The 17,646-nt window shown below is 66.2% G+C and carries 14 protein-coding genes; 7 read left to right on the forward strand and 7 right to left on the reverse strand.

Going from position 1 to position 17,646, the window contains the following annotated elements:
- Positions 1 to 35: 35 nt before the first annotated feature.
- Positions 36 to 773 carry a hypothetical protein gene (locus KI243_RS31995; protein WP_212810288.1) on the forward strand — a complete coding sequence of 246 codons (738 nt, stop codon included), beginning with the start codon at positions 36 to 38 and terminating at the stop codon, positions 771 to 773.
- 159 nt (positions 774 to 932) lie between these two features.
- Here KI243_RS31995 and KI243_RS32000 read toward each other — a convergent pair whose 3' ends face one another.
- Complete coding sequence (locus tag KI243_RS32000) at positions 933 to 1,790, reverse strand: SDR family oxidoreductase (RefSeq protein WP_212810289.1); 858 nt, start codon at positions 1,788 to 1,790, stop codon at positions 933 to 935.
- Positions 1,791 to 1,980: 190 nt separating this feature from the next.
- Here KI243_RS32000 and exbB point away from each other — a divergent pair, with 190 nt between their 5' ends.
- The 6 genes from exbB (at position 1,981) to KI243_RS32030 (ending at position 8,879) form a co-directional block, all read left to right on the forward strand.
- Positions 1,981 to 2,964: a tonB-system energizer ExbB gene (gene exbB / locus KI243_RS32005; RefSeq protein ID WP_177087242.1), complete on the forward strand. Its 984-nt coding sequence runs from the start codon at positions 1,981 to 1,983 to the stop codon at positions 2,962 to 2,964.
- Positions 2,965 to 2,970: 6 nt separating this feature from the next.
- Entirely contained in the window at positions 2,971 to 3,399 is a 429-nt protein-coding gene (gene exbD, locus KI243_RS32010; protein WP_017125558.1) for a TonB system transport protein ExbD, read from the forward strand.
- Complete coding sequence (locus KI243_RS32015) at positions 3,396 to 4,145, forward strand: energy transducer TonB (protein WP_212810290.1); 750 nt, start codon at positions 3,396 to 3,398, stop codon at positions 4,143 to 4,145. Before exbD ends, KI243_RS32015 begins: the two co-directional genes overlap by 4 nt.
- 253 nt (positions 4,146 to 4,398) lie before the next feature.
- The gene (locus KI243_RS32020; RefSeq protein ID WP_017125560.1) at positions 4,399 to 5,319 is read left to right on the forward strand and encodes a hydrogen peroxide-inducible genes activator; all 921 of its coding nucleotides are present in this window, start codon (positions 4,399 to 4,401) and stop codon (positions 5,317 to 5,319) included.
- 5 nt (positions 5,320 to 5,324) lie between these two features.
- A complete protein-coding gene (gene recG, locus KI243_RS32025; RefSeq protein ID WP_042935161.1) occupies positions 5,325 to 7,400 on the forward strand; it encodes an ATP-dependent DNA helicase RecG in 2,076 nt (691 codons plus the stop codon).
- A 78-nt stretch (positions 7,401 to 7,478) separates the two neighbouring features.
- Positions 7,479 to 8,879: an aminoacyl-tRNA deacylase and HDOD domain-containing protein gene (locus KI243_RS32030; protein ID WP_017125562.1), complete on the forward strand. Its 1,401-nt coding sequence runs from the start codon at positions 7,479 to 7,481 to the stop codon at positions 8,877 to 8,879.
- A gap of 441 nt (positions 8,880 to 9,320) precedes the next feature.
- Here KI243_RS32030 and KI243_RS32035 read toward each other — a convergent pair whose 3' ends face one another.
- From KI243_RS32035 to KI243_RS32060, 6 genes are all read right to left on the reverse strand, one after another.
- The gene (locus KI243_RS32035; RefSeq protein WP_083875310.1) at positions 9,321 to 9,698 is read right to left on the reverse strand and encodes a helicase; all 378 of its coding nucleotides are present in this window, start codon (positions 9,696 to 9,698) and stop codon (positions 9,321 to 9,323) included.
- Between the two features lie 139 nt (positions 9,699 to 9,837).
- On the reverse strand, positions 9,838 to 10,782 hold the full coding sequence (gene tagQ, locus KI243_RS32040) for a type VI secretion system-associated lipoprotein TagQ (protein WP_042935162.1): 945 nt from the start codon (positions 10,780 to 10,782) through the stop codon (positions 9,838 to 9,840).
- An 84-nt stretch (positions 10,783 to 10,866) separates the two neighbouring features.
- Complete coding sequence (locus KI243_RS32045; protein ID WP_177066332.1) at positions 10,867 to 12,594, reverse strand: SUMF1/EgtB/PvdO family nonheme iron enzyme; 1,728 nt, start codon at positions 12,592 to 12,594, stop codon at positions 10,867 to 10,869.
- The gene (locus KI243_RS32050; protein ID WP_103032605.1) at positions 12,587 to 13,789 is read right to left on the reverse strand and encodes an FtsX-like permease family protein; all 1,203 of its coding nucleotides are present in this window, start codon (positions 13,787 to 13,789) and stop codon (positions 12,587 to 12,589) included. Before KI243_RS32050 ends, KI243_RS32045 begins: the two co-directional genes overlap by 8 nt.
- Complete coding sequence (locus KI243_RS32055; protein WP_017125566.1) at positions 13,789 to 14,505, reverse strand: ABC transporter ATP-binding protein; 717 nt, start codon at positions 14,503 to 14,505, stop codon at positions 13,789 to 13,791. The genes KI243_RS32050 and KI243_RS32055 overlap by 1 nt, the downstream gene beginning before the upstream one ends.
- Positions 14,505 to 17,639 carry a serine/threonine-protein kinase gene (locus KI243_RS32060; RefSeq protein ID WP_212810291.1) on the reverse strand — a complete coding sequence of 1,045 codons (3,135 nt, stop codon included), beginning with the start codon at positions 17,637 to 17,639 and terminating at the stop codon, positions 14,505 to 14,507. The genes KI243_RS32055 and KI243_RS32060 overlap by 1 nt, the downstream gene beginning before the upstream one ends.
- Positions 17,640 to 17,646: the final 7 nt, after the last annotated feature.

The following is a 17,646-nucleotide window of genomic DNA, read 5'->3' on the forward strand; positions in this document are numbered from 1 at the left end:
AACACTGCGCCAGCCTCGTCTGCAAGGATTCGACCATGCGCAAAGCGCTTGCCATCCCGGTGTTTGCCCTCCTGCTTGGCGGCTGCGCCAGCGACCCCGCCAAATATGACATCAGCGGCACCTGGATCAACCAGGCGGCCATCGATGCGGCCGTGAAAAAGGGCAGCTTGCGTGAAGCCCTGGAAACCTACGGGCCGAACCTGGAATGGAATATCGACACCCGCAACAGCCAGGCCAAGTACAGCAACGGCTTCGAGCGCCCCGAAGGGCATGTGCGGGCGGACGGCAAGCAGAAGTGGCACGTTGATTTCTATGGCAGCACCGGCACTCCCCTGCTACGCGACGGCAAGGAGCTGATCCAGGGCGCCAGCGACTCCGAGCCCGAGCAGACATTCGTCCGGGCCCAGAGCGAGCTGCCGGCCGAAGCGCCGGTAGGCGCCAGCTTCGAACAGGCCCTGTATACGGCTTACATGGGTGGCGACTGGAAAATCGTCAGCGGCCCCGGCGAAGGCGCCCAGGTGAAATTCCTGCCGGACGGACGCCTCGAAGGCCTGCCCGGCAGCGACCGCTACGCCCTCTGCCTCGCCGGCGATTGCGCGAACATGAGCGGCGACAACGACAGCATCTGGCTGCAGCAGGGTGACAAGGGCAATGCCTGGATCTTCGTGCGCAAGGGCAAGCAACTGGAAATCTTCCAGGCACTGAACTCGGCCCAGGCCGACGAACAGCCGCAGCTTTACCCGGGCAACCGCCAATGGTTGCTGGAGAAATAATCTTCCACGACTGAAAACCGCAGGCCCCTTGCTGGCGATGAGGCCCTTGAGCCTTGCGCTGCCCATGCGAGCGCCATCGCCAGCAAGCCGGCCCCCACAATGATCGAGGCAAGACAGGGGGCGGCGACAAGGCTCCCGCAGGGATTGCGCTCGCCTGTTTCAGCAACGCCCTTCGAGAATCGCCGCATACCCCTCGCGGTAGCTCGCATACCTCGGCACCCAACCCAGGGCCCGCGCCCGGGCATTGCTGCAACGCTTGCTGCCGGTGCGACGCACGCTGGACTCGGCATCCCACTCGGTCACCCCCAGGTACTCGCGCAACCAGCCCACCACCTCGGCCAGGGGTGCCGGTGCGTCATCGACGCCGATATAACAGTCCTCCAGCACCTTGCCCGCCCGATCCGCCTCCAGCAGGAACGCCAGCAACCCGGCAGCGTCGTCGACATGAATGCGGTTGCCATATAAAGGCGGCTCGACGGCCACCCGATAACCGCGGCGCACCTGCGTCAGCAGCCATTCGCGGCCCGGCCCGTAGATCCCCGTCAGGCGCACCCGGCTCGCCGGGATACCGCTGTCGAGCGCCAGTTGCTCGGCCTCGAGCATCAGGCGTCCGGAATACCCCTCGGCTTCGGTCGGCGAGGTCTCGTCGACCCATTCGCCCTGCTGCTGCACATACACACTGCTGCTGGAGACGAACAGCAGGCGCCTGGGCCGCTGTCCCGACTGCCCGAGCCAATTCAGGACATGCCGCAGGCCTTCGACATAGGCGGCCCGATAACCGGCTTCATCGTGATCGGTGGCCGCCGCGCAATACACCAGGTAATCCAGCGATCCACCCGGCCAGCCGGTGGGACGCTGCTCGACGAACAGGTCCCCCGCCACCCCGAGAACACCTTCCGGCAGACGGGAAATCGAGCGGCGCAGGCCATGCACCTGCCAGCCGCCGGCCAGCAATTGCGTGGCCAGGCGACTGCCGACATCACCGCAACCGGCAATCAGAACAGAAGGAGCGGACATCGGGAACCTCCACAAAAAGAGCCACAGACTAGCTTCAGGAATGGACGAGCGGCTAGCAATGGAAGAAAAAAAGAGACGCTATTACTTCTGTTAACAAGAATTACTTGCAATAATGTCCACCCATTTGTTCTCGGCCCCACGAGGCCTGGAAGGACAAGACCCACTTTCAATTCGCTCAGGTCCGGCCAGAATGACACGCAATCCAATCTCCGCCTCGCCAACCCAGTCTCACCGTCCCTCTCGCGCCTGGCGTTCGATTGCTGCGTTGCTGTTCAGCCTGCTGCTGGCGCCGACTGCCGCCTTCGCCGACGAGCCGACCAACCACACCGCGCCTGCCGCTGCCGCACCGGCTGCCGCCGAACATGCCGCGCCCAGCGTGACTCCGGTGGCCGCTGATCCGGCCCAGGCTGAAAACGCCGCGCCGGCCGATGCCGACGTACTGCCGGTCGAAGACACCACCCTGGGCCTGGGCCACGACCTGTCGCCCTGGGGCATGTACAAGAACGCCGACATCATCGTCAAGCTGGTCATGATCGGCCTGGCCATCGCCTCGATCATCACCTGGACCATCTGGATCGCCAAGGGCTTCGAGTTGCTGGGCGCCAAGCGCCGTCTGCGCGGTGAAATCGCCAACCTGAAGAAGGCCACCACCCTCAAGGAAGCCAGCGCCACGGCGGCCAGGGAAGGGACCCTGGCCAACCTGCTGGTACACGACGCGCTTGAAGAAATGCGCCTGTCGGCCAACAGCCGCGAGAAAGAAGGCATCAAGGAACGCGTCAGCTTCCGCCTGGAGCGCCTGGTCGCCGCCTGCGGTCGCAACATGAGCAGCGGTACCGGCGTGCTCGCCACCATCGGTTCCACCGCGCCGTTCGTCGGTCTGTTCGGTACCGTATGGGGCATCATGAACAGCTTCATCGGCATCGCCAAGACCCAGACCACCAACCTCGCCGTGGTCGCCCCCGGCATCGCCGAAGCCTTGCTGGCGACGGCCCTGGGCCTGGTCGCCGCGATCCCGGCGGTAGTGATCTACAACGTCTTCGCCCGCTCCATCGCCGGCTACAAGGCCCAGGTGTCCGACGCTTCGGCCGAAGTCCTGCTGCTGGTCAGCCGCGACCTCGATCACCTGCCGGTCGCCGAGCGCTCCGCGCAACCCCATGTGGTCAAAGTAGGGTAATCGGCCATGGGCTTGCATTTGAAAGAAGGCGCGGACGACGATCTCGCCGAGAACCATGAAATCAACGTCACGCCGTTTATCGACGTGATGCTGGTGCTGCTGATCATCTTCATGGTCGCGGCGCCCCTGGCCACCGTGGACATCAAGGTCGACCTGCCCGCCTCCACGGCCAAGCCGGCACCGCGTCCGGAGAAGCCGGTGTTCCTCAGCGTCAAGGCCGATCAGCGCCTGTTCCTCGGCGAAGACGAGGTCAAAGCCGAGTCCCTGGGCGCATCCCTGGACGCCAAGACCCACGGCAAGAAAGACACCACCATCTTCTTCCAGGCCGACAAGGGCGTGGACTACGGCGACCTGATGCGCGTCATGGATTCCCTGCGCGCCGCTGGCTACCTGAAGGTCGGCCTGGTCGGACTCGAGACGGCAGCCAAGAAATGATCACGACGCGCCATAAACTGACGCGTTACGGCGGTAGCCTGGTCCTGGTACTGGGCGTTCACGCGGTGGCGATTCTCGCCGCCCTGAACTGGTCGGTGTCCAAGCCGATCGAACTGCCGCCGCAGGCCATGATGGTCGAGCTGGCCCCGTTGCCGCCCGCACCGCCGCCTCCGGCGCCACCCAAGGTGGTGACGCCGCCGCAGCCGCCGGCACCAGTCGAAGAACTGCCGCTGCCCAAGCTCGCCGAAGCGCCGAAGCCGACGATCTCGGTGCCCAAGCCGGTCAAGCCCAAATCCAAGCCGCAGCCACCGAAGCCGGAAGTGAAGAAGGAACCGGAAAAGGAAAAGCCCAAGGAAGAGAAACCTTCCGAGGAGCCGCCGACCAACCGTCCGCCGGAGAAATCCGCCGCACCGGCACCCGGCCCTTCGCCACAGCAGGTCGCCGCCAAGGCGAGCTGGGAAGGCACCCTGCTGGCGCACCTGGGCAAATACAAGAAGTACCCGCCCGCCGCGCAATCCCGTGGAAAGGAAGGCCTGAACCGCCTGCGCTTCGTCGTCGACGCCGAAGGCAAGGTACTCTCGTACGAGCTGGTGGGCCGCTCGGGCAATGCCGATCTGGACCGGGCCACCCTGGAAATGATCCGCCGCGCCCAGCCACTGCCCAAGCCTCCGGCAGACATGCTCACCAACGGCAGCATCGAGATTGTCGCGCCCTTCGTCTATTCCATCGACAAGCGCGGCCGCTAGATCAAGACAGGGAGCGGGACCTATGTGGGAGCGGGCTTGCCCGCGAAGCTTTCAAGGACCTCAAGGGCCTCTTCGCGGGCAAGCCCGCTCCCACAGTTTCCTGATCGCCAATCGCTCCCGAACCTCCCGTCCCACCCCCGCAAACCCGTCGTTTCATTAAATTAACGACAATCGCCGCTTATCCTGCGTCTGATAACGTGCGTCTATCGATTGCAGCCGTTATGCTTGGCCCGCAACCTTATGGACGCTCGCTATGACTCTGACAGAATTACGCTACATCGTTACCCTCGCCCAGGAGCAACACTTCGGTCACGCGGCCGAGCGCTGCCATGTCAGCCAGCCGACCCTGTCGGTGGGCGTGAAAAAGCTGGAAGACGAACTCGGTGTGCTGATTTTCGAGCGCAGCAAGAGCGCCGTGCGCCTGACGCCGGTCGGCGAAGGCATCGTTGCCCAGGCACAAAAGGTCCTGGAACAGGCCCAGGGCATCCGTGAACTGGCCCAGGCCGGGAAAAACCAGCTGACCGCACCGCTGAAAGTCGGCGCGATCTACACCGTCGGCCCCTATCTGTTCCCGCACCTGATCCCGCAACTGCACCGGGTCGCCCCGCAGATGCCGTTGTATATCGAGGAAAACTTCACCCACATCCTGCGCGACAAGCTGCGCAACGGCGAACTGGACGCGGTGATCATCGCCCTGCCGTTCAACGAAGCCGATGTGCTGACCCTGCCGCTGTACGACGAACCGTTCTACGTGCTGATGCCGGCCTCGCACCCCTGGACCCAGAAGGAAACCATCGACAGCGCCCTGCTCAACGACAAGAGCCTGCTGCTGCTGGGCGAAGGCCACTGCTTCCGCGACCAGGTCCTCGAAGCCTGCCCGACCCTGGTCAAGGGCAGCGAAGCGGCCAAGCACACCACGGTCGAATCCAGCTCCCTGGAAACCATCCGCCACATGGTCGCGTCCGGCCTGGGTATTTCCGTGCTGCCGCTCTCGGCGGTGGACAGCCATCACTATGCGCCCGGCGTCATCGAGGTCCGGCCGCTGACGCCGCCCGTACCGTTCCGCACCGTGGCCATCGCCTGGCGTGCCAGCTTCCCGCGGCCCAAGGCGATTGAAATCCTCGCTGACTCGATCCGCCTGTGTTCGGTGGCCAAGCCGCCCGTCGCGAGCTGAATGCCGTGACTGAGCTGTCGCAGGTGTCGGTCACGGCACTCAAGGGTGTCGGCGAAGCCATGGCCGAGAAACTGGCCAAGGTCGGCCTGGAGAATATCCAGGACGTCCTGTTCCACCTGCCCCTGCGTTACCAGGACCGCACCCGCATCGTCCCCATCGGCGCCCTGCGCCCCGGCCAGGACGCGGTGATCGAGGGCGTGGTCAGCGGTGCCGACGTGGTCATGGGCAAGCGCCGCAGCCTGCTGGTGCGCCTGAACGATGGCACCGGCAGCCTGAGCCTGCGCTTCTACCACTTCAGCAATGCGCAGAAGGAAGGCCTCAAGCGCGGCACCCATGTGCGCTGCTACGGCGAGGCCCGCCCCGGCGCCTCGGGCCTGGAAATCTACCACCCGGAATACCGCGCCCTGACCGGCGACGAACCGCCCCCGGTGGACCAGACCCTGACCCCGATCTACCCGCTGACCGAAGGCCTGACCCAGCAGCGCCTGCGCCTGCTGAGCCAGCAGAGCCTGGCGATGCTCGGCCCGCGCAGCCTGCCGGACTGGCTGCCCCAGGAACTGGCCCGCGACTACCAGTTGGCGCCGCTGGACGATGCCATCCGCTACCTGCACCAGCCGCCGGCCGACGCCGATGTCGAGGAACTCGCCCTCGGTCATCACTGGGCCCAGCACCGCCTGGCCTTCGAGGAACTGCTCACTCACCAGCTGTCCCAGCAACGCCTGCGCGAAAGCCTGCGGGCCCTGCGCGCGCCGGCCCTGCCCAAGGCCAGCAAGCTGCCGGAACGGTTTCTCGCCAATCTCGGATTCCCGCCCACCGGGGCCCAGCAGCGGGTCGGCAACGAAGTCGCCTACGACCTCAGCCAGCCCGAGCCGATGCTGCGACTGATCCAGGGCGATGTTGGCGCGGGCAAGACCGTGGTTGCCGCCCTGGCCGCCTTGCAGGCCCTGGAGGCCGGCTACCAGGTGGCGCTGATGGCGCCGACCGAGATCCTCGCCGAACAGCACTTCATCAACTTCCAGCGCTGGCTGACGCCGCTGGGCATCGAGACCGCCTGGCTGGCCGGCAAGCTCAAAGGCAAGGCCCGCGCCGCCGCCCTGGAACAGATCGCCGGCGGCACGCCGATGGTGGTCGGCACCCACGCGCTGTTCCAGGACGAAGTACAGTTCAAGAACCTGGCCCTGGTCATCATCGACGAACAGCACCGCTTCGGCGTCCAGCAGCGCCTGGCCCTGCGCCAGAAAGGCGTGGGTGGACGCATGTGCCCGCACCAGTTGATCATGACCGCCACGCCGATCCCGCGCACCCTGGCGATGAGCGCCTACGCCGACCTGGACACCTCGATCCTCGACGAACTGCCCCCCGGTCGCACGCCGGTGAACACCGTACTGGTGGCCGACAGCCGGCGCTTCGAAGTGGTCGAGCGAGTCCGCGCCGCCTGCGCCGAGGGCCGCCAGGCCTACTGGGTCTGCACACTGATCGAAGAGTCCGAGGAGCTGACCTGCCAGGCGGCCGAAACCACCTTCGAGGAATTGACCGCCGCCCTCGGCGAACTGCGCGTCGGGCTGATCCACGGGCGCATGAAACCGGCGGAAAAAGCCGCGGTGATGGCCGAGTTCAAGGCCGGCAACCTGCAACTGCTGGTGGCCACCACCGTGATCGAAGTCGGTGTCGACGTACCCAACGCCAGCCTGATGATCATCGAGAACCCCGAGCGCCTGGGCCTGGCGCAACTGCACCAGTTGCGCGGCCGGGTCGGCCGGGGCAGCGCCGCCAGCCACTGCGTGCTGCTCTACCATCCGCCGCTGTCGCAGATCGGCCGCCAGCGCCTGGGCATCATGCGCGAAACCAACGACGGTTTTATCATCGCCGAGAAAGACCTGGAACTGCGCGGCCCCGGCGAAATGCTCGGCACGCGCCAGACCGGCCTGCTGCAATTCAAGGTGGCCGACCTGATGCGCGACGCCGACCTGCTCCCCGCCGTGCGCGACGCGGCCCAGGCCCTGCTCGCCCGCTGGCCGCAACATGTCAGCCCGCTACTGGAACGCTGGCTGCGTCATGGGCAACAATACGGTCAAGTGTGATAGACCTCACAATTCATGGACCAATCACCAGGACAAGCTGGTTATACTGGTGAAATTGTAGGAAACCGGATACAGACCATGACAGAAGTTGCCCTCATTGATGCAACCCCGCACACCCCGTCTGTGGTCCGGCTGCTGCTCGACAAGCTAGCCATCAACTACCGCGAAGTCCCGGACCTGCCTGGTCTGCCGGCCGCTCGCAAGGTACAGGCAGTGCTGCTCGACGACGCAGTCGGCGCGCTCATGGTCCTGTTTCCGCAGAACCAGTTGCTCGACCTCAACCGCCTGACCGAACTCACCGGTCGGCGCCTGACGGCCGTACCGACCGAACGCCTGGAGCGCATGCTCGGCAAACACAGCCTGCACCTGCTGCCGGGCCTGCCGGCACTGACCAGCTCGCCGTGCCTGTACGAAGAACAGCTGCTGCGCGAACCCAGCGTGCTGATCAACTCCGGTGAGGTCGGCCTGCTGCTGGAGATCTCCAGCGACGACTTCAAGAGCATGCTCACCAAGGCCAGCGCCGCCAGCTTCGGCGAAGCGCTGAGCAGCATCCGCCCCAACCTCGACCGCCCGGACGATGACCGCGAGGAAATCACCCAGGCGGTGCAGGCCTTCACTGCCCGGCGCATCCAGCAACGCCTGGAAGCGACCATCGAGATCCCGCCGCTGGCGGAAACCGCGCAGAAGATCATCAAGCTGCGGGTCGATCCCGATGCGACCATCGACGACATCACCGGCGTGGTCGAGACCGACCCGGCGCTGGCCGCGCAGGTGGTGAGCTGGGCGGCATCGCCGTACTACGCCTCGCCGGGCAAGATCCGCTCGGTGGAAGACGCCATCGTCCGCGTGCTGGGTTTCGACCTGGTGATCAACCTGGCCCTCGGCCTGGCCCTGGGCAAGACCCTGAGCCTGCCCAAGGACCACCCGCAGCACAGCACGCCGTACTGGCAGCAATCGATCTACACCGCCGCGGTGATCGAAGGCCTGACCCGGGCCATGCCTCGCGCACAGCGCCCGGAAGCCGGCCTGACCTACCTGGCGGGCCTGCTGCACAACTTCGGCTACCTGCTGCTGGCTCACGTGTTCCCACCGCACTTCTCGCTGATCTGCCGCCACCTGGAGGTCAACCCGCACCTGTGCCACAGCTATGTCGAGCAACATCTGCTGGGCATCAGCCGCGAACAGATCGGTTCCTGGCTGATGCGTTACTGGGACATGCCGGACGAACTGGCCACCGCGCTGCGCTTCCAGCACGACCCGAGCTACGACGGCGACTATGCCGAGTACCCGAACCTGGTGTGCCTGGCCGTGCGCCTGCTGCGCAGCCGCAATATCGGTTCCGGGCCGGACGAGGAGATTCCCGACGCCCTGCTCGACCGCCTGGGCCTGAGCCGCGACAAGGCCGAGGACGTGGTGAACAAGGTGCTGGAAGCGGAAGTCCTGCTGCGCGAACTGGCTTCGCAGTTCAGCCAGGGCTGATACGGCGCCTGGACGATCGCCATCGCTGGCAAGCCAGCTCCCACAAGGTCGGTGCCGCATGCAGCCGCACTGCACGCTATCCGTGGGAGCCGGCTTGCTGGCGATCCAGGCGACGCGGTCCGACAGCAAGACCGCGGTGATATCATCGCTGGCAAGCCAGCTCCCACAAGGTCGGCGCCGCATGCAGCCGCACTGCACGCCATCCGCAGGAGCCGGCTTGCTGGCGATCCAGGCGACGCGGTCCGACAGCGAGACCGCGGTGACATCATCGCTGGCAAGCCAGCTCCTACAAGGTCGGCGCCACATGCACGCAGACTGCACACCATCCGTAGGAGCCGGCTTGCTGGCGATCCAGGCGACGCGGTCCGACAGCAAGACCGCGCTGACATCATCGCTGGCAAGCCAGCTCCTACAAGCGATCCAGGCGGCTGAGGATGAGTATCAGGCCTTCTTTTTCTTCGGCTTGAGGTACTTGGTCAGGCCCTGGAACCAGATCACCAGGGCCGGATTTCCCTTGATCTGGATCGACTTGTCCTGAATCCCCGTCATGAACGCCAGCTGCTTGTTCTTCGCCTGCATCGTGGCGAAGCCGTAGGCGGCATCCTTGAAGGCAATGGCAAACGCCGGCTCCGGGTAAGTCCCGGACTTGCTGGTGATGCGCTGGTCCTTGACCGTGAAATGACGCGCCACCTTGCCGTCCAGGGTCTGCAGCTGGAAGACCAGGGCCTTGTCGGCCAGTTGCTGCTGGAACGCGGGGTTATTGCGGCTGGCCCGGGCCATCAACAGGCCCATTGCCCAGAGAAGAAAACGGAATTTCATGCACAGCGCCTCGGCAGAAAAATTGAATAGCCGGCGCAGTGTAGCGGTTTGTTCGGGGAACGCCACCGATCTGCTTCGTTGCAAGAAGATCGGTGGGCGTTTGCTGCTTATCTCAGCACGTTAGTGACCAACCGGTCACTCAGACGTTCGGGCAAGGCACGGGTGCCCAGTCGCCCAGGTCCGGGTTCTTGCACATGCTGTTGACCTGGGACTGGCCGGTGCTCGCCACTTCCTGGCTGGCAGCTTTCTTGGCGTTGGCGTCCTGGATGGTCTTCTCGGTCGCGACTGCTTCTTTCGGCACGGTCGGCAGTGGTGGCTTCTTCACGACCTTGACCTGCTTCTTGCCCTTGCCGGTGGTCGGCGCAACCACGGGCGCGGTATCGGCGGTCGCCACGGTGACCACGTCAGTACGCTGGACGCCGACGGTCTGCAGGTCTTTTTCGTAGGCCTGGGTGTAGTTGCTCAGGTCTTCGCTGGCCTTGCCGTTCACCGCGACGATCAGGTCATTGGACTCTTTCAGGCCGGCAACGATTTCCGCCAGGCGCTTGCGGCCCTCGGTATCATTGATGGTCTTGGCCTTGCGGGCATTGACCAGGCTGGTGAATTCACGCTGGTAGCAGCTCTGCGAAGCCCTGGCGTAGGCGGTGCTGCGATCGATATCGGCGGCGCTTTTGTTGATATCGGTGGCATAGGAACCGATACGCTGGTTGTCATCGGTGATCTGCTTCTGCTTCTCGGTGTAGTAGCCTGCCGCGCCGCCCGCGAGGGCACCGCCGGCGGCACCGATGGCGGCGTTGCGACCACGCTTGTCGGAGTCGCCGGTCAGTGCGCCGAGGGCCGCGCCACCCAGGGCACCGAGTACCGCGCCGGTGGCGACGGACTTGGTCATGTCCGAGTCAGTGGCGCGCAGGTGCTGCACCGGCTCGTAGCAGGTCGGGTAGTACTCGACCTTGGTGGTCGCGCCGACCTTGGACGTCGCGGACGTGGCGCAACCGCCCATCAGCACGGTGCTGAATCCGGCGGCAACCCACAGCGCGGCACGGCACCTGGAGGTTAAAGCAAGGGGTTTGCTGGAGAAAATCATGTTCATGTTCCCTTTCTTGGTTTGACTTGGCCGGACGACACCCTGCCGCCCGGATCCCCTCTACACTCGCCGGATCACGACCGCTCAAGGCTTCTGCGCGGTCGATGCGAGTAACGCTTTCAAGATCGCCGCCGGATCGGCCCGCTGCTGCTTGCGGTAGTCCCCGACATGACGAACGAACAAGGTCGCCCGCGCCACCAGGCTGTTGCCGAGCACGGGCTTGCGATTGAGTTCTTCCCTGACCCGCTGGAACTGCGCCTGGATCACCGCATCGGTGTAGCGCGTGGCCGTTGCCAGGTTGTCGATATAGATCGCCACGGCGCCGTCCAGGGCGCTGCTGCCGTTATCGATGGCGGTGGCGAACAGCGCGGCGCTGGCTTCGTCCTTGGCATCGAGGGCCTGCTGGCGGCTCTTCTTCAGGTTGGTCAGGCGGATGTTGTAGTTGTTGACGGTTTCGGCCACCAGGGCCGCCGACTGGATCAGGTTGCCGGCGGCTTCCTCGCGCTGGCGGGCGATCAGCGAGACGTTGCGCTTGAGCTCTTCGTTGACCAGTCCCAGTTCGGCCTGCAGGCGCGGGTCGGTGCTGGCGGAAATGATCCCGTCCAGGCGCTTGGTCGGGTCCTGGGCATCGTCGATGGCATCGGTCAGGGCGGCCAGGCGGCCCTCCTTCTCCCATTGGCTGAACAGCTCCTTGTAGCGCGAGCGCGGCGCCGACAACGCGCCGATGGCCACCCGGAAGCCGGTGGTCTCATTGCTCTGCTCGGTGCCGTCTGCGGCGAACAGCGGGTACTCGCGGCGCATGCCGGTAAACAGTGTGCCTTCGCCTTCGAGGTAGTTGCCGCCCTTGACCACGAAGCCGCCATAGGCGCCCTGGCGCCGCCCGGCGTGCACCAGCTGGAAGGATTCCTGGACCATCTGCGCGGCATTGCCGATCACATCGAACAGGCCGATGGGATTGGGCAGCTTGGTGCCCACCGGCATCAGCCGCGCGGCCTGGCCGGTGCCGCCGGCAACCTGGTTGAACACCGCGTAATCGGCCAGCGGGCCGTCGCTGTCGCTGCCTGGCTGGCGCCGGGGAAACAGCCGGCCTTCCAGGTCCTGACGACTGACCGCCTGGCCACCGCGGGCCGCGAACTCCCACTCGACTTCAGTGGGCAGGCGCACGAACCCCAGGCCGCCGTCGTCGGCCGATGAACCACGTCCACTGACCGGCAGGCGATCACGGTGATACTTCATCAGCCAGGCACTGTAGACCGCGGAAAAACGCTCGGCATCAAACCGCGAGACCTTGACCTTGGGCAGGCGCCCGGCGATGCCCTCCGGTGCCTCGCAGGCCGGGGCCGGCTCGCCGCTGGCCAGCGACTGCGCCTGGGCCATGACCAGCGCGTACTGGCGCGCCGTCACCGGGTATTTGCCCATGAAATAGAACATCGGCTTCAACGGCGAGCCGCTGTCGGTTTTCGGCAGGGCCGGGGAAATGGCTTTCTGCCAATCGGCCGGCAGATCCTTGAGGGTGAACTGGCCGTTGATGAAATCGCGCCGGTAGCCGGAAATGAACGACTGCTTGTAGCCGGGTTCGTCTTCGCTGAAGGGATAACCCAGGCTGATCTCGCGGTCATCCAGGGTGCCCTGGGCGAGGATATAGACGTAGCGGAACACCATCTCGCCGTCGCACGGCAGCGGCAGGCTGATATCGCCACTCAAGGGCTTGGGGTTGTCCAGCTTGTTGCCGTCGTCGTCGGCCAGGGCCATGCCCCCCGCGATCAGGGAACCGACAAGAACCGCCAGGGCCGCGCTGCGCAGCTTAAACATCTCTGATTCCTTCCGAAGCTTCTATCCGTGCCACGCGCCAGCCACCGAGGGCTGCAGCCAGAGCACAGACCACCAACACCGAGAAAAGTGCCAGCACATAGTGGCGCCACAGCAACTGACTGGCGTATTCGCCGGCTACCTGCACAAACAGATGATTCAGGCCCTGCTCCGCCACGGCGTACAGCGCCACGCTCAACGCCGCGGCGAACAGCCCGCTGTAGAGCGCCTGCAGCACCACGAACAGGAGCAGGGCACCGGTTCCCAGGCCGAGCAGGCGTAGGACCGACAGCTCGCGACGCTTGCGCTCGACCGCCGCCAGCGCCCCGGCGCAAATCGCCGCGAAGGCACCGGCCAGGGCCAGCGCGGCGATGATCCAGAACACGATGGACAGGTTGCGGCTCAGGGACTGCACCTGGGCAATGGTCTGGGCCTGGGTCGAGACCAGCAGGCCGCGCTCGGCGAAATAGCGGCGCAACGGCTCGACATCGCCCAGCTCGCGGGCATACAGGCGGAAGGCCGGATACACCCGCTGCGCGGCGGAACCCGCCGGCTCGCCGCTCCAGCCCAGCAACGGCACGCCACGACCGTCGCGATAATCTTCCGCGGCCTCCAGCAGGCCCAGCGGCGCAAACAGCGCATCGCGACCGAAGGCCTCCAGCGGCAGCACCGCCTGCACGCGGATCTGCGTGTGCTGGCTTTCCACCCGGCCCGCCACCTGCCGGCTGAAGGACACCTCCAGCCAGTCCCCCGCCTTGGCCCCGAGCTTCTCCGCGGCCGTCTGGCTCAACAGCATCGCCGCCAACCCGATCGGTGCCGGCAGGCCACCCAGCAACGGATCGCCCTCGGCGGTCGGCAGCATCTCGACGTTGAGCGCCGGGCCCTGCCTGTCGAGGGACAGATCGGCGGTGGCGGCGATCTGTCGGGTACGCGGCAAGGCGAACGCCACGTCTTCGCGCCGCCCCAGCTCGGCGATATAGGCCGCGTTGAAGCGGCCGCCGCCCAGGGGAATGATCTCGCGCACCGTCGGGTCCTGCTCCAGCCGCTCGGTCAGGCTGCTGACCAGCCCGAACTTGAGGCCGAACAGCACCAGCAGCGGCGCGATCACCGCCACCAGCGCCAGCACCGAACAGGCCGACAGCCGGGCATCGGCGCGATAGTCCTGCCAGGCCAGCGCCGCCACCAGCGCAGCGCGCATCACAATGCCGCTCCCAGGGTCGCGGTGACACCGCCATCGGCATCGCGCCGGCAACTGATACGCAGCACCGCCAACCCCAGCTCGCGCACCAGGGCTTCGTCATGGCTGGCAATCACGCAACACGCACCCTGCTCGCGGGCCTGGTTCAACAGCAACTGCATGACCCGCCCGGCATTCAGCGGATCGAGCGCCGCGGTCGGCTCGTCGGCCAGCAACAGTCGCGGCCCATGGGCCAGGGCCCGGGCACAACCGACCCGCTGGCGCTGCCCCACCGACAGATCGCGGGGCGGCTTGTCCAGTTGATCGGCGATTTCCAGCTGCTCGGCGAGCTGCTGCACCGTGCCGTCGTCGCCCATTCCCAGCAGCTTGCGCGACAGCCCGATATTCCCGCGCACATCGAGAAAGCCCAGCAGGCCGCCGGTCTGCAACACATAGCCGAGGTAGCGGCTGCGCAACTCCGCCAGCCGTGCGTGCCGACCCTGGCGCCAGAGCGCGGCGATATCCAGCGCGCCACTGTGGTCATCGAAGGCGAACAGCCCCGCGCGATCCGGCGCCGACACCAGCGCCAGGAGGTCGAGCAAGGTACTCTTGCCGCAGCCGCTGGGGCCGACCACCGCCCACTGCTGGCCGGGCGCCAGGGTCAGGCGCGGAACCACCAGGCTGTAGCGCTGGGCGCCCTCGCCGCGCGTCTTGCGCACCTCGCGCAGGCTGATCATCACGGCAGCGTCGACAACGGCACGCGATACAGCGCGTCACCCGGCTCGGCATCGCCGAACCGGACCCAGTTGGCCACATCGTTGTGGAAGGTCTCGTAGAGACGGATCTTCGAATCCAGTTCGTCGATAAAGTCTTCCTGCTCGGCGACGCTCAGGGACAACCACAGGTCCTGGGTCATGCTCAGCGACTTGCTGCGATATGGCAGGCCTTCCAGGTACTCGCCGAGCACGCCGCCGTCGGCGAGGTTGCCGCCCTTGCGCAGGGCCGCCGGATCGCGGCTCATGTAGGCGCTGGCGCTGGCGATTTCCTGAAAGAAATCCTTGGGCGAGGTCTGGGTCTTGCGCGCGGCATCGACAATCAGTTTCAGCGACTGCTGCAGATCGTTGAGCTGCAGCTTGGTCAGCATCACGCAGACCTGGAACGCCGGCAGGGCCGGGTTGGTCAGGTCGCGGTCGGCGGTCCAGGCACTGACCAGCTGCGGCGCCTGGCTGGCCCCCTTGCGGCCGAGGAAATCCATGTGCATCGCATAGCCGATGGCCGCCGACTTGTCCGCCAGGCTTGGCGCCGCCGCCAGCAGCGGCACGGCCTGCGCCTGGTTGCTGCGCACCTGGTGCACGAGATTGGCGAACACCGAGCCGATCTCGCCGACCCGCTCGCCGAGCTTGCGCACATCGCCGCCCTGGACCGGGATATAGAGATCGCCGATCTTCGGGTTGGCGTCGGCGGTCAGGGTCCGGTACTGCTGCTCGGCGAAGGCGTGATTCTTCTTCCCGGCATCGCTGCGCAGGTGCAGCGCGTAGATCTTGATCTGCTTGCCCAGCGCCGCCTGGCGAATCTCCGCCTCGTTCATCTGGGTGCTGCTGTAGGGATCGTTCTTGCGCAGTGAACCGGCGTCGCTGACCAGCAGGATCAGGCGCCCGCCGTAGCCCGACCAGTCCATGCCGTTGACCGCCTGCATGACTCCGGCGAAGGAGTCCTCGTTGAACGAATGGCTCGACACCGTCGATGCCTTGACCTGCCGCGCCAGTTCGAGAAAGCGCTCGGGATCGCGGCCCTGGTCGAGGGTCACCAGGGTCTTGGCCAGGTACTCCAGGCCGGGGGTCTTCTGGATGTTGTTGCGAAAGCCCACCAGGCCGAAACTCACGCTGTCCAGTTCGCCGCGCTGGGCGATCTGGCTTTGCAGTTCGTGGACCACATCGCGGATCTGGTCGATATAGGGCTGCATCGACACCGTGGTGTCCACCACCAGCACGATAGCGGTACGGAAGCTGTCGGTCGCCGCCGCTACGGGCGCGGCGCCGTTGCCGGTGCTTTGCCCACCGGTGCCGGGATCGATCGAGGCGACATTGAGCAACTGCACCGGCTGGCCGTTTTCATCGAAGCTTTCCCGCGAGGCGAAAATCGGCAGCAGGTAGAACTGGTTCTGTGGCACGGCGCTGGCCGCCGGTTCCAGGGCCAGCACGCGCTGGTCGTCCGCCGGATTCTTCTGGGCGTTGAGCAGCAGGTTCTTCGCCGCCGACGGATCGGCCAGCAGGCGGTCGAGATCGGCGGACTGGCGCAGGAACATCACCGGTGCCCGTCCGGAGCGCTCGGTGAATTTCAGCACCAGGCTCTGCTTCCACTCGCTGACCTTCGCGCCCGGCAGCCAGCCCGCGCTGCGTCCGTCGCTGGCCGCGCCGACGCGCACCCAATCGGCGCCGTCGACATGCTTGCGCTGATAGACATAAAGCACCGAGAACGCCGGCAGGACCTTGTCCTTCTGTCCCCCCGGCGAACTGTAGAGCTGTGCACCGGGCTGGCTCAGCACGCGCTGGAACAGGGTCTTCTTGCCCGCCATCAGTAAGGGGCGATTGCCGCCGTCCGCTTCGCCCGGCGTCGATTCGCCGACGGTCGGGAGCGCTGTCGACGGCGTGGTCGGCTTGTCCGAGGCCGGAGGTGGTTTCGTCGCCGCGGTGGCCGTCGCCGATGAGCCCGTGGTCGCTCCCGGCGGCGTTGACGAAGACGTCGTGGCGCTGGCGCTCGACTGACCGCCCGCAGGGGGTTTCGCCGGGGCATCGGCGCTCAGCCACCAGTAGCCGGCGCCGCCGATGCCCAGGGCAGCCGCCACCGCCACGGCCAGCAACGCGAGCACCGGGCCACGGCGCTGCTGCGAGCCGGCAGCCGGATCGAGCACCGGTTGCGCAGCCGGGCGCGGCGCGGGCGCGGGTTGTGCCGGCGCACTGGTGGGAATCTCGATCGAGACCGGCGTCAGCCCACCCAGGTCGGTTCCCGGGGACGGCATCGGCTGCGCAACCGGCGTCGGCACCGCCAGGGGCTGGATCAGGGTCGACTCCAGCGTCTCGGGCGGCAGGTTGTCCAGCGCCGCCAGCAAGGCCGCCGCATCGGGGAAACGCTCCGCCGGGTCCTTGGCCAGCAGCCGACGCAGGATGTCCTGGTAACGACCGTGCTGGATCGGCAGCTCCGGCAACGGCTCGGTGAGGTGCGCCAGCGCCGTGGACAGCGCATCGGTGCCGGTATACGGCAGCTTGCCGACGAGGATCTCGTAGAGCACCACGCCCAGCGCGTAGAGGTCGGCGCGACCGTCGATATCCTGGCCCCGCGCCTGCTCCGGGCTCATGTAGCTCGGCGTGCCGACCGCGAATCCGGCCTGGGTGAACTGGGTACGGTCGTCCAGCGACTTGGCGATGCCGAAGTCCGAGAGCACCGCGGTACCGTCGGCGCGGAACAGGATGTTGGCCGGTTTCACATCGCGGTGCACCAGGCCCTGGGCATGGGCATACCCCAGCGCCGAGGCGATCTGGCGGATATAGCCCAGGCCCTGCTCCGGGCTCAGGCCGGCGGCGATGCGCTCCTTGAGCGTGCCGTTGGGCAGGTACTCCATGGCCATGTAGTACAGCTCGCCGACATTGCCGATATCGTGGATGGTCACGGTATGCGGGTGCGACAGCCGCGCCAGGGTCCGGCCTTCGCGCAGGAAGCGCTCGCAGAAGCTCGGGTCGGCGGCCAGCGCGGCCGCCATGACTTTCAGCGCCACCTTGCGCTCCAGCGACCGTTGGGTCGCCAGGTAGACGGTGGCCATGGCGCCTTCGCCAATCTCGCCGTCGATGTCGAATCCGGGAATCAGTATGTCCATGGGTTGG

The sequence above is a fragment of the Pseudomonas sp. Ost2 genome (assembly GCF_018326065.1).
Classification (GTDB): Bacteria; Pseudomonadota; Gammaproteobacteria; order Pseudomonadales; family Pseudomonadaceae; genus Aquipseudomonas; species Aquipseudomonas gingeri.

Coding starts and splice junctions, on each gene's coding strand:
- KI243_RS31995 (WP_212810288.1), top strand. CDS start 36: ATGCGCAAAGCGCTTGCCATCCCGGTGTTTGCCCTCCTGCTTGGCGGC.
- KI243_RS32000 (WP_212810289.1), bottom strand. CDS start 1,790: ATGTCCGCTCCTTCTGTTCTGATTGCCGGTTGCGGTGATGTCGGCAGT.
- exbB (WP_177087242.1), top strand. CDS start 1,981: ATGACACGCAATCCAATCTCCGCCTCGCCAACCCAGTCTCACCGTCCC.
- exbD (WP_017125558.1), top strand. CDS start 2,971: ATGGGCTTGCATTTGAAAGAAGGCGCGGACGACGATCTCGCCGAGAAC.
- KI243_RS32015 (WP_212810290.1), top strand. CDS start 3,396: ATGATCACGACGCGCCATAAACTGACGCGTTACGGCGGTAGCCTGGTC.
- KI243_RS32020 (WP_017125560.1), top strand. CDS start 4,399: ATGACTCTGACAGAATTACGCTACATCGTTACCCTCGCCCAGGAGCAA.
- KI243_RS32030 (WP_017125562.1), top strand. CDS start 7,479: ATGACAGAAGTTGCCCTCATTGATGCAACCCCGCACACCCCGTCTGTG.
- KI243_RS32035 (WP_083875310.1), bottom strand. CDS start 9,698: ATGAAATTCCGTTTTCTTCTCTGGGCAATGGGCCTGTTGATGGCCCGG.
- tagQ (WP_042935162.1), bottom strand. CDS start 10,782: ATGATTTTCTCCAGCAAACCCCTTGCTTTAACCTCCAGGTGCCGTGCC.
- KI243_RS32045 (WP_177066332.1), bottom strand. CDS start 12,594: ATGTTTAAGCTGCGCAGCGCGGCCCTGGCGGTTCTTGTCGGTTCCCTG.
- KI243_RS32050 (WP_103032605.1), bottom strand. CDS start 13,789: ATGCGCGCTGCGCTGGTGGCGGCGCTGGCCTGGCAGGACTATCGCGCC.
- KI243_RS32055 (WP_017125566.1), bottom strand. CDS start 14,505: ATGATCAGCCTGCGCGAGGTGCGCAAGACGCGCGGCGAGGGCGCCCAG.
- KI243_RS32060 (WP_212810291.1), bottom strand. CDS start 17,639: ATGGACATACTGATTCCCGGATTCGACATCGACGGCGAGATTGGCGAA.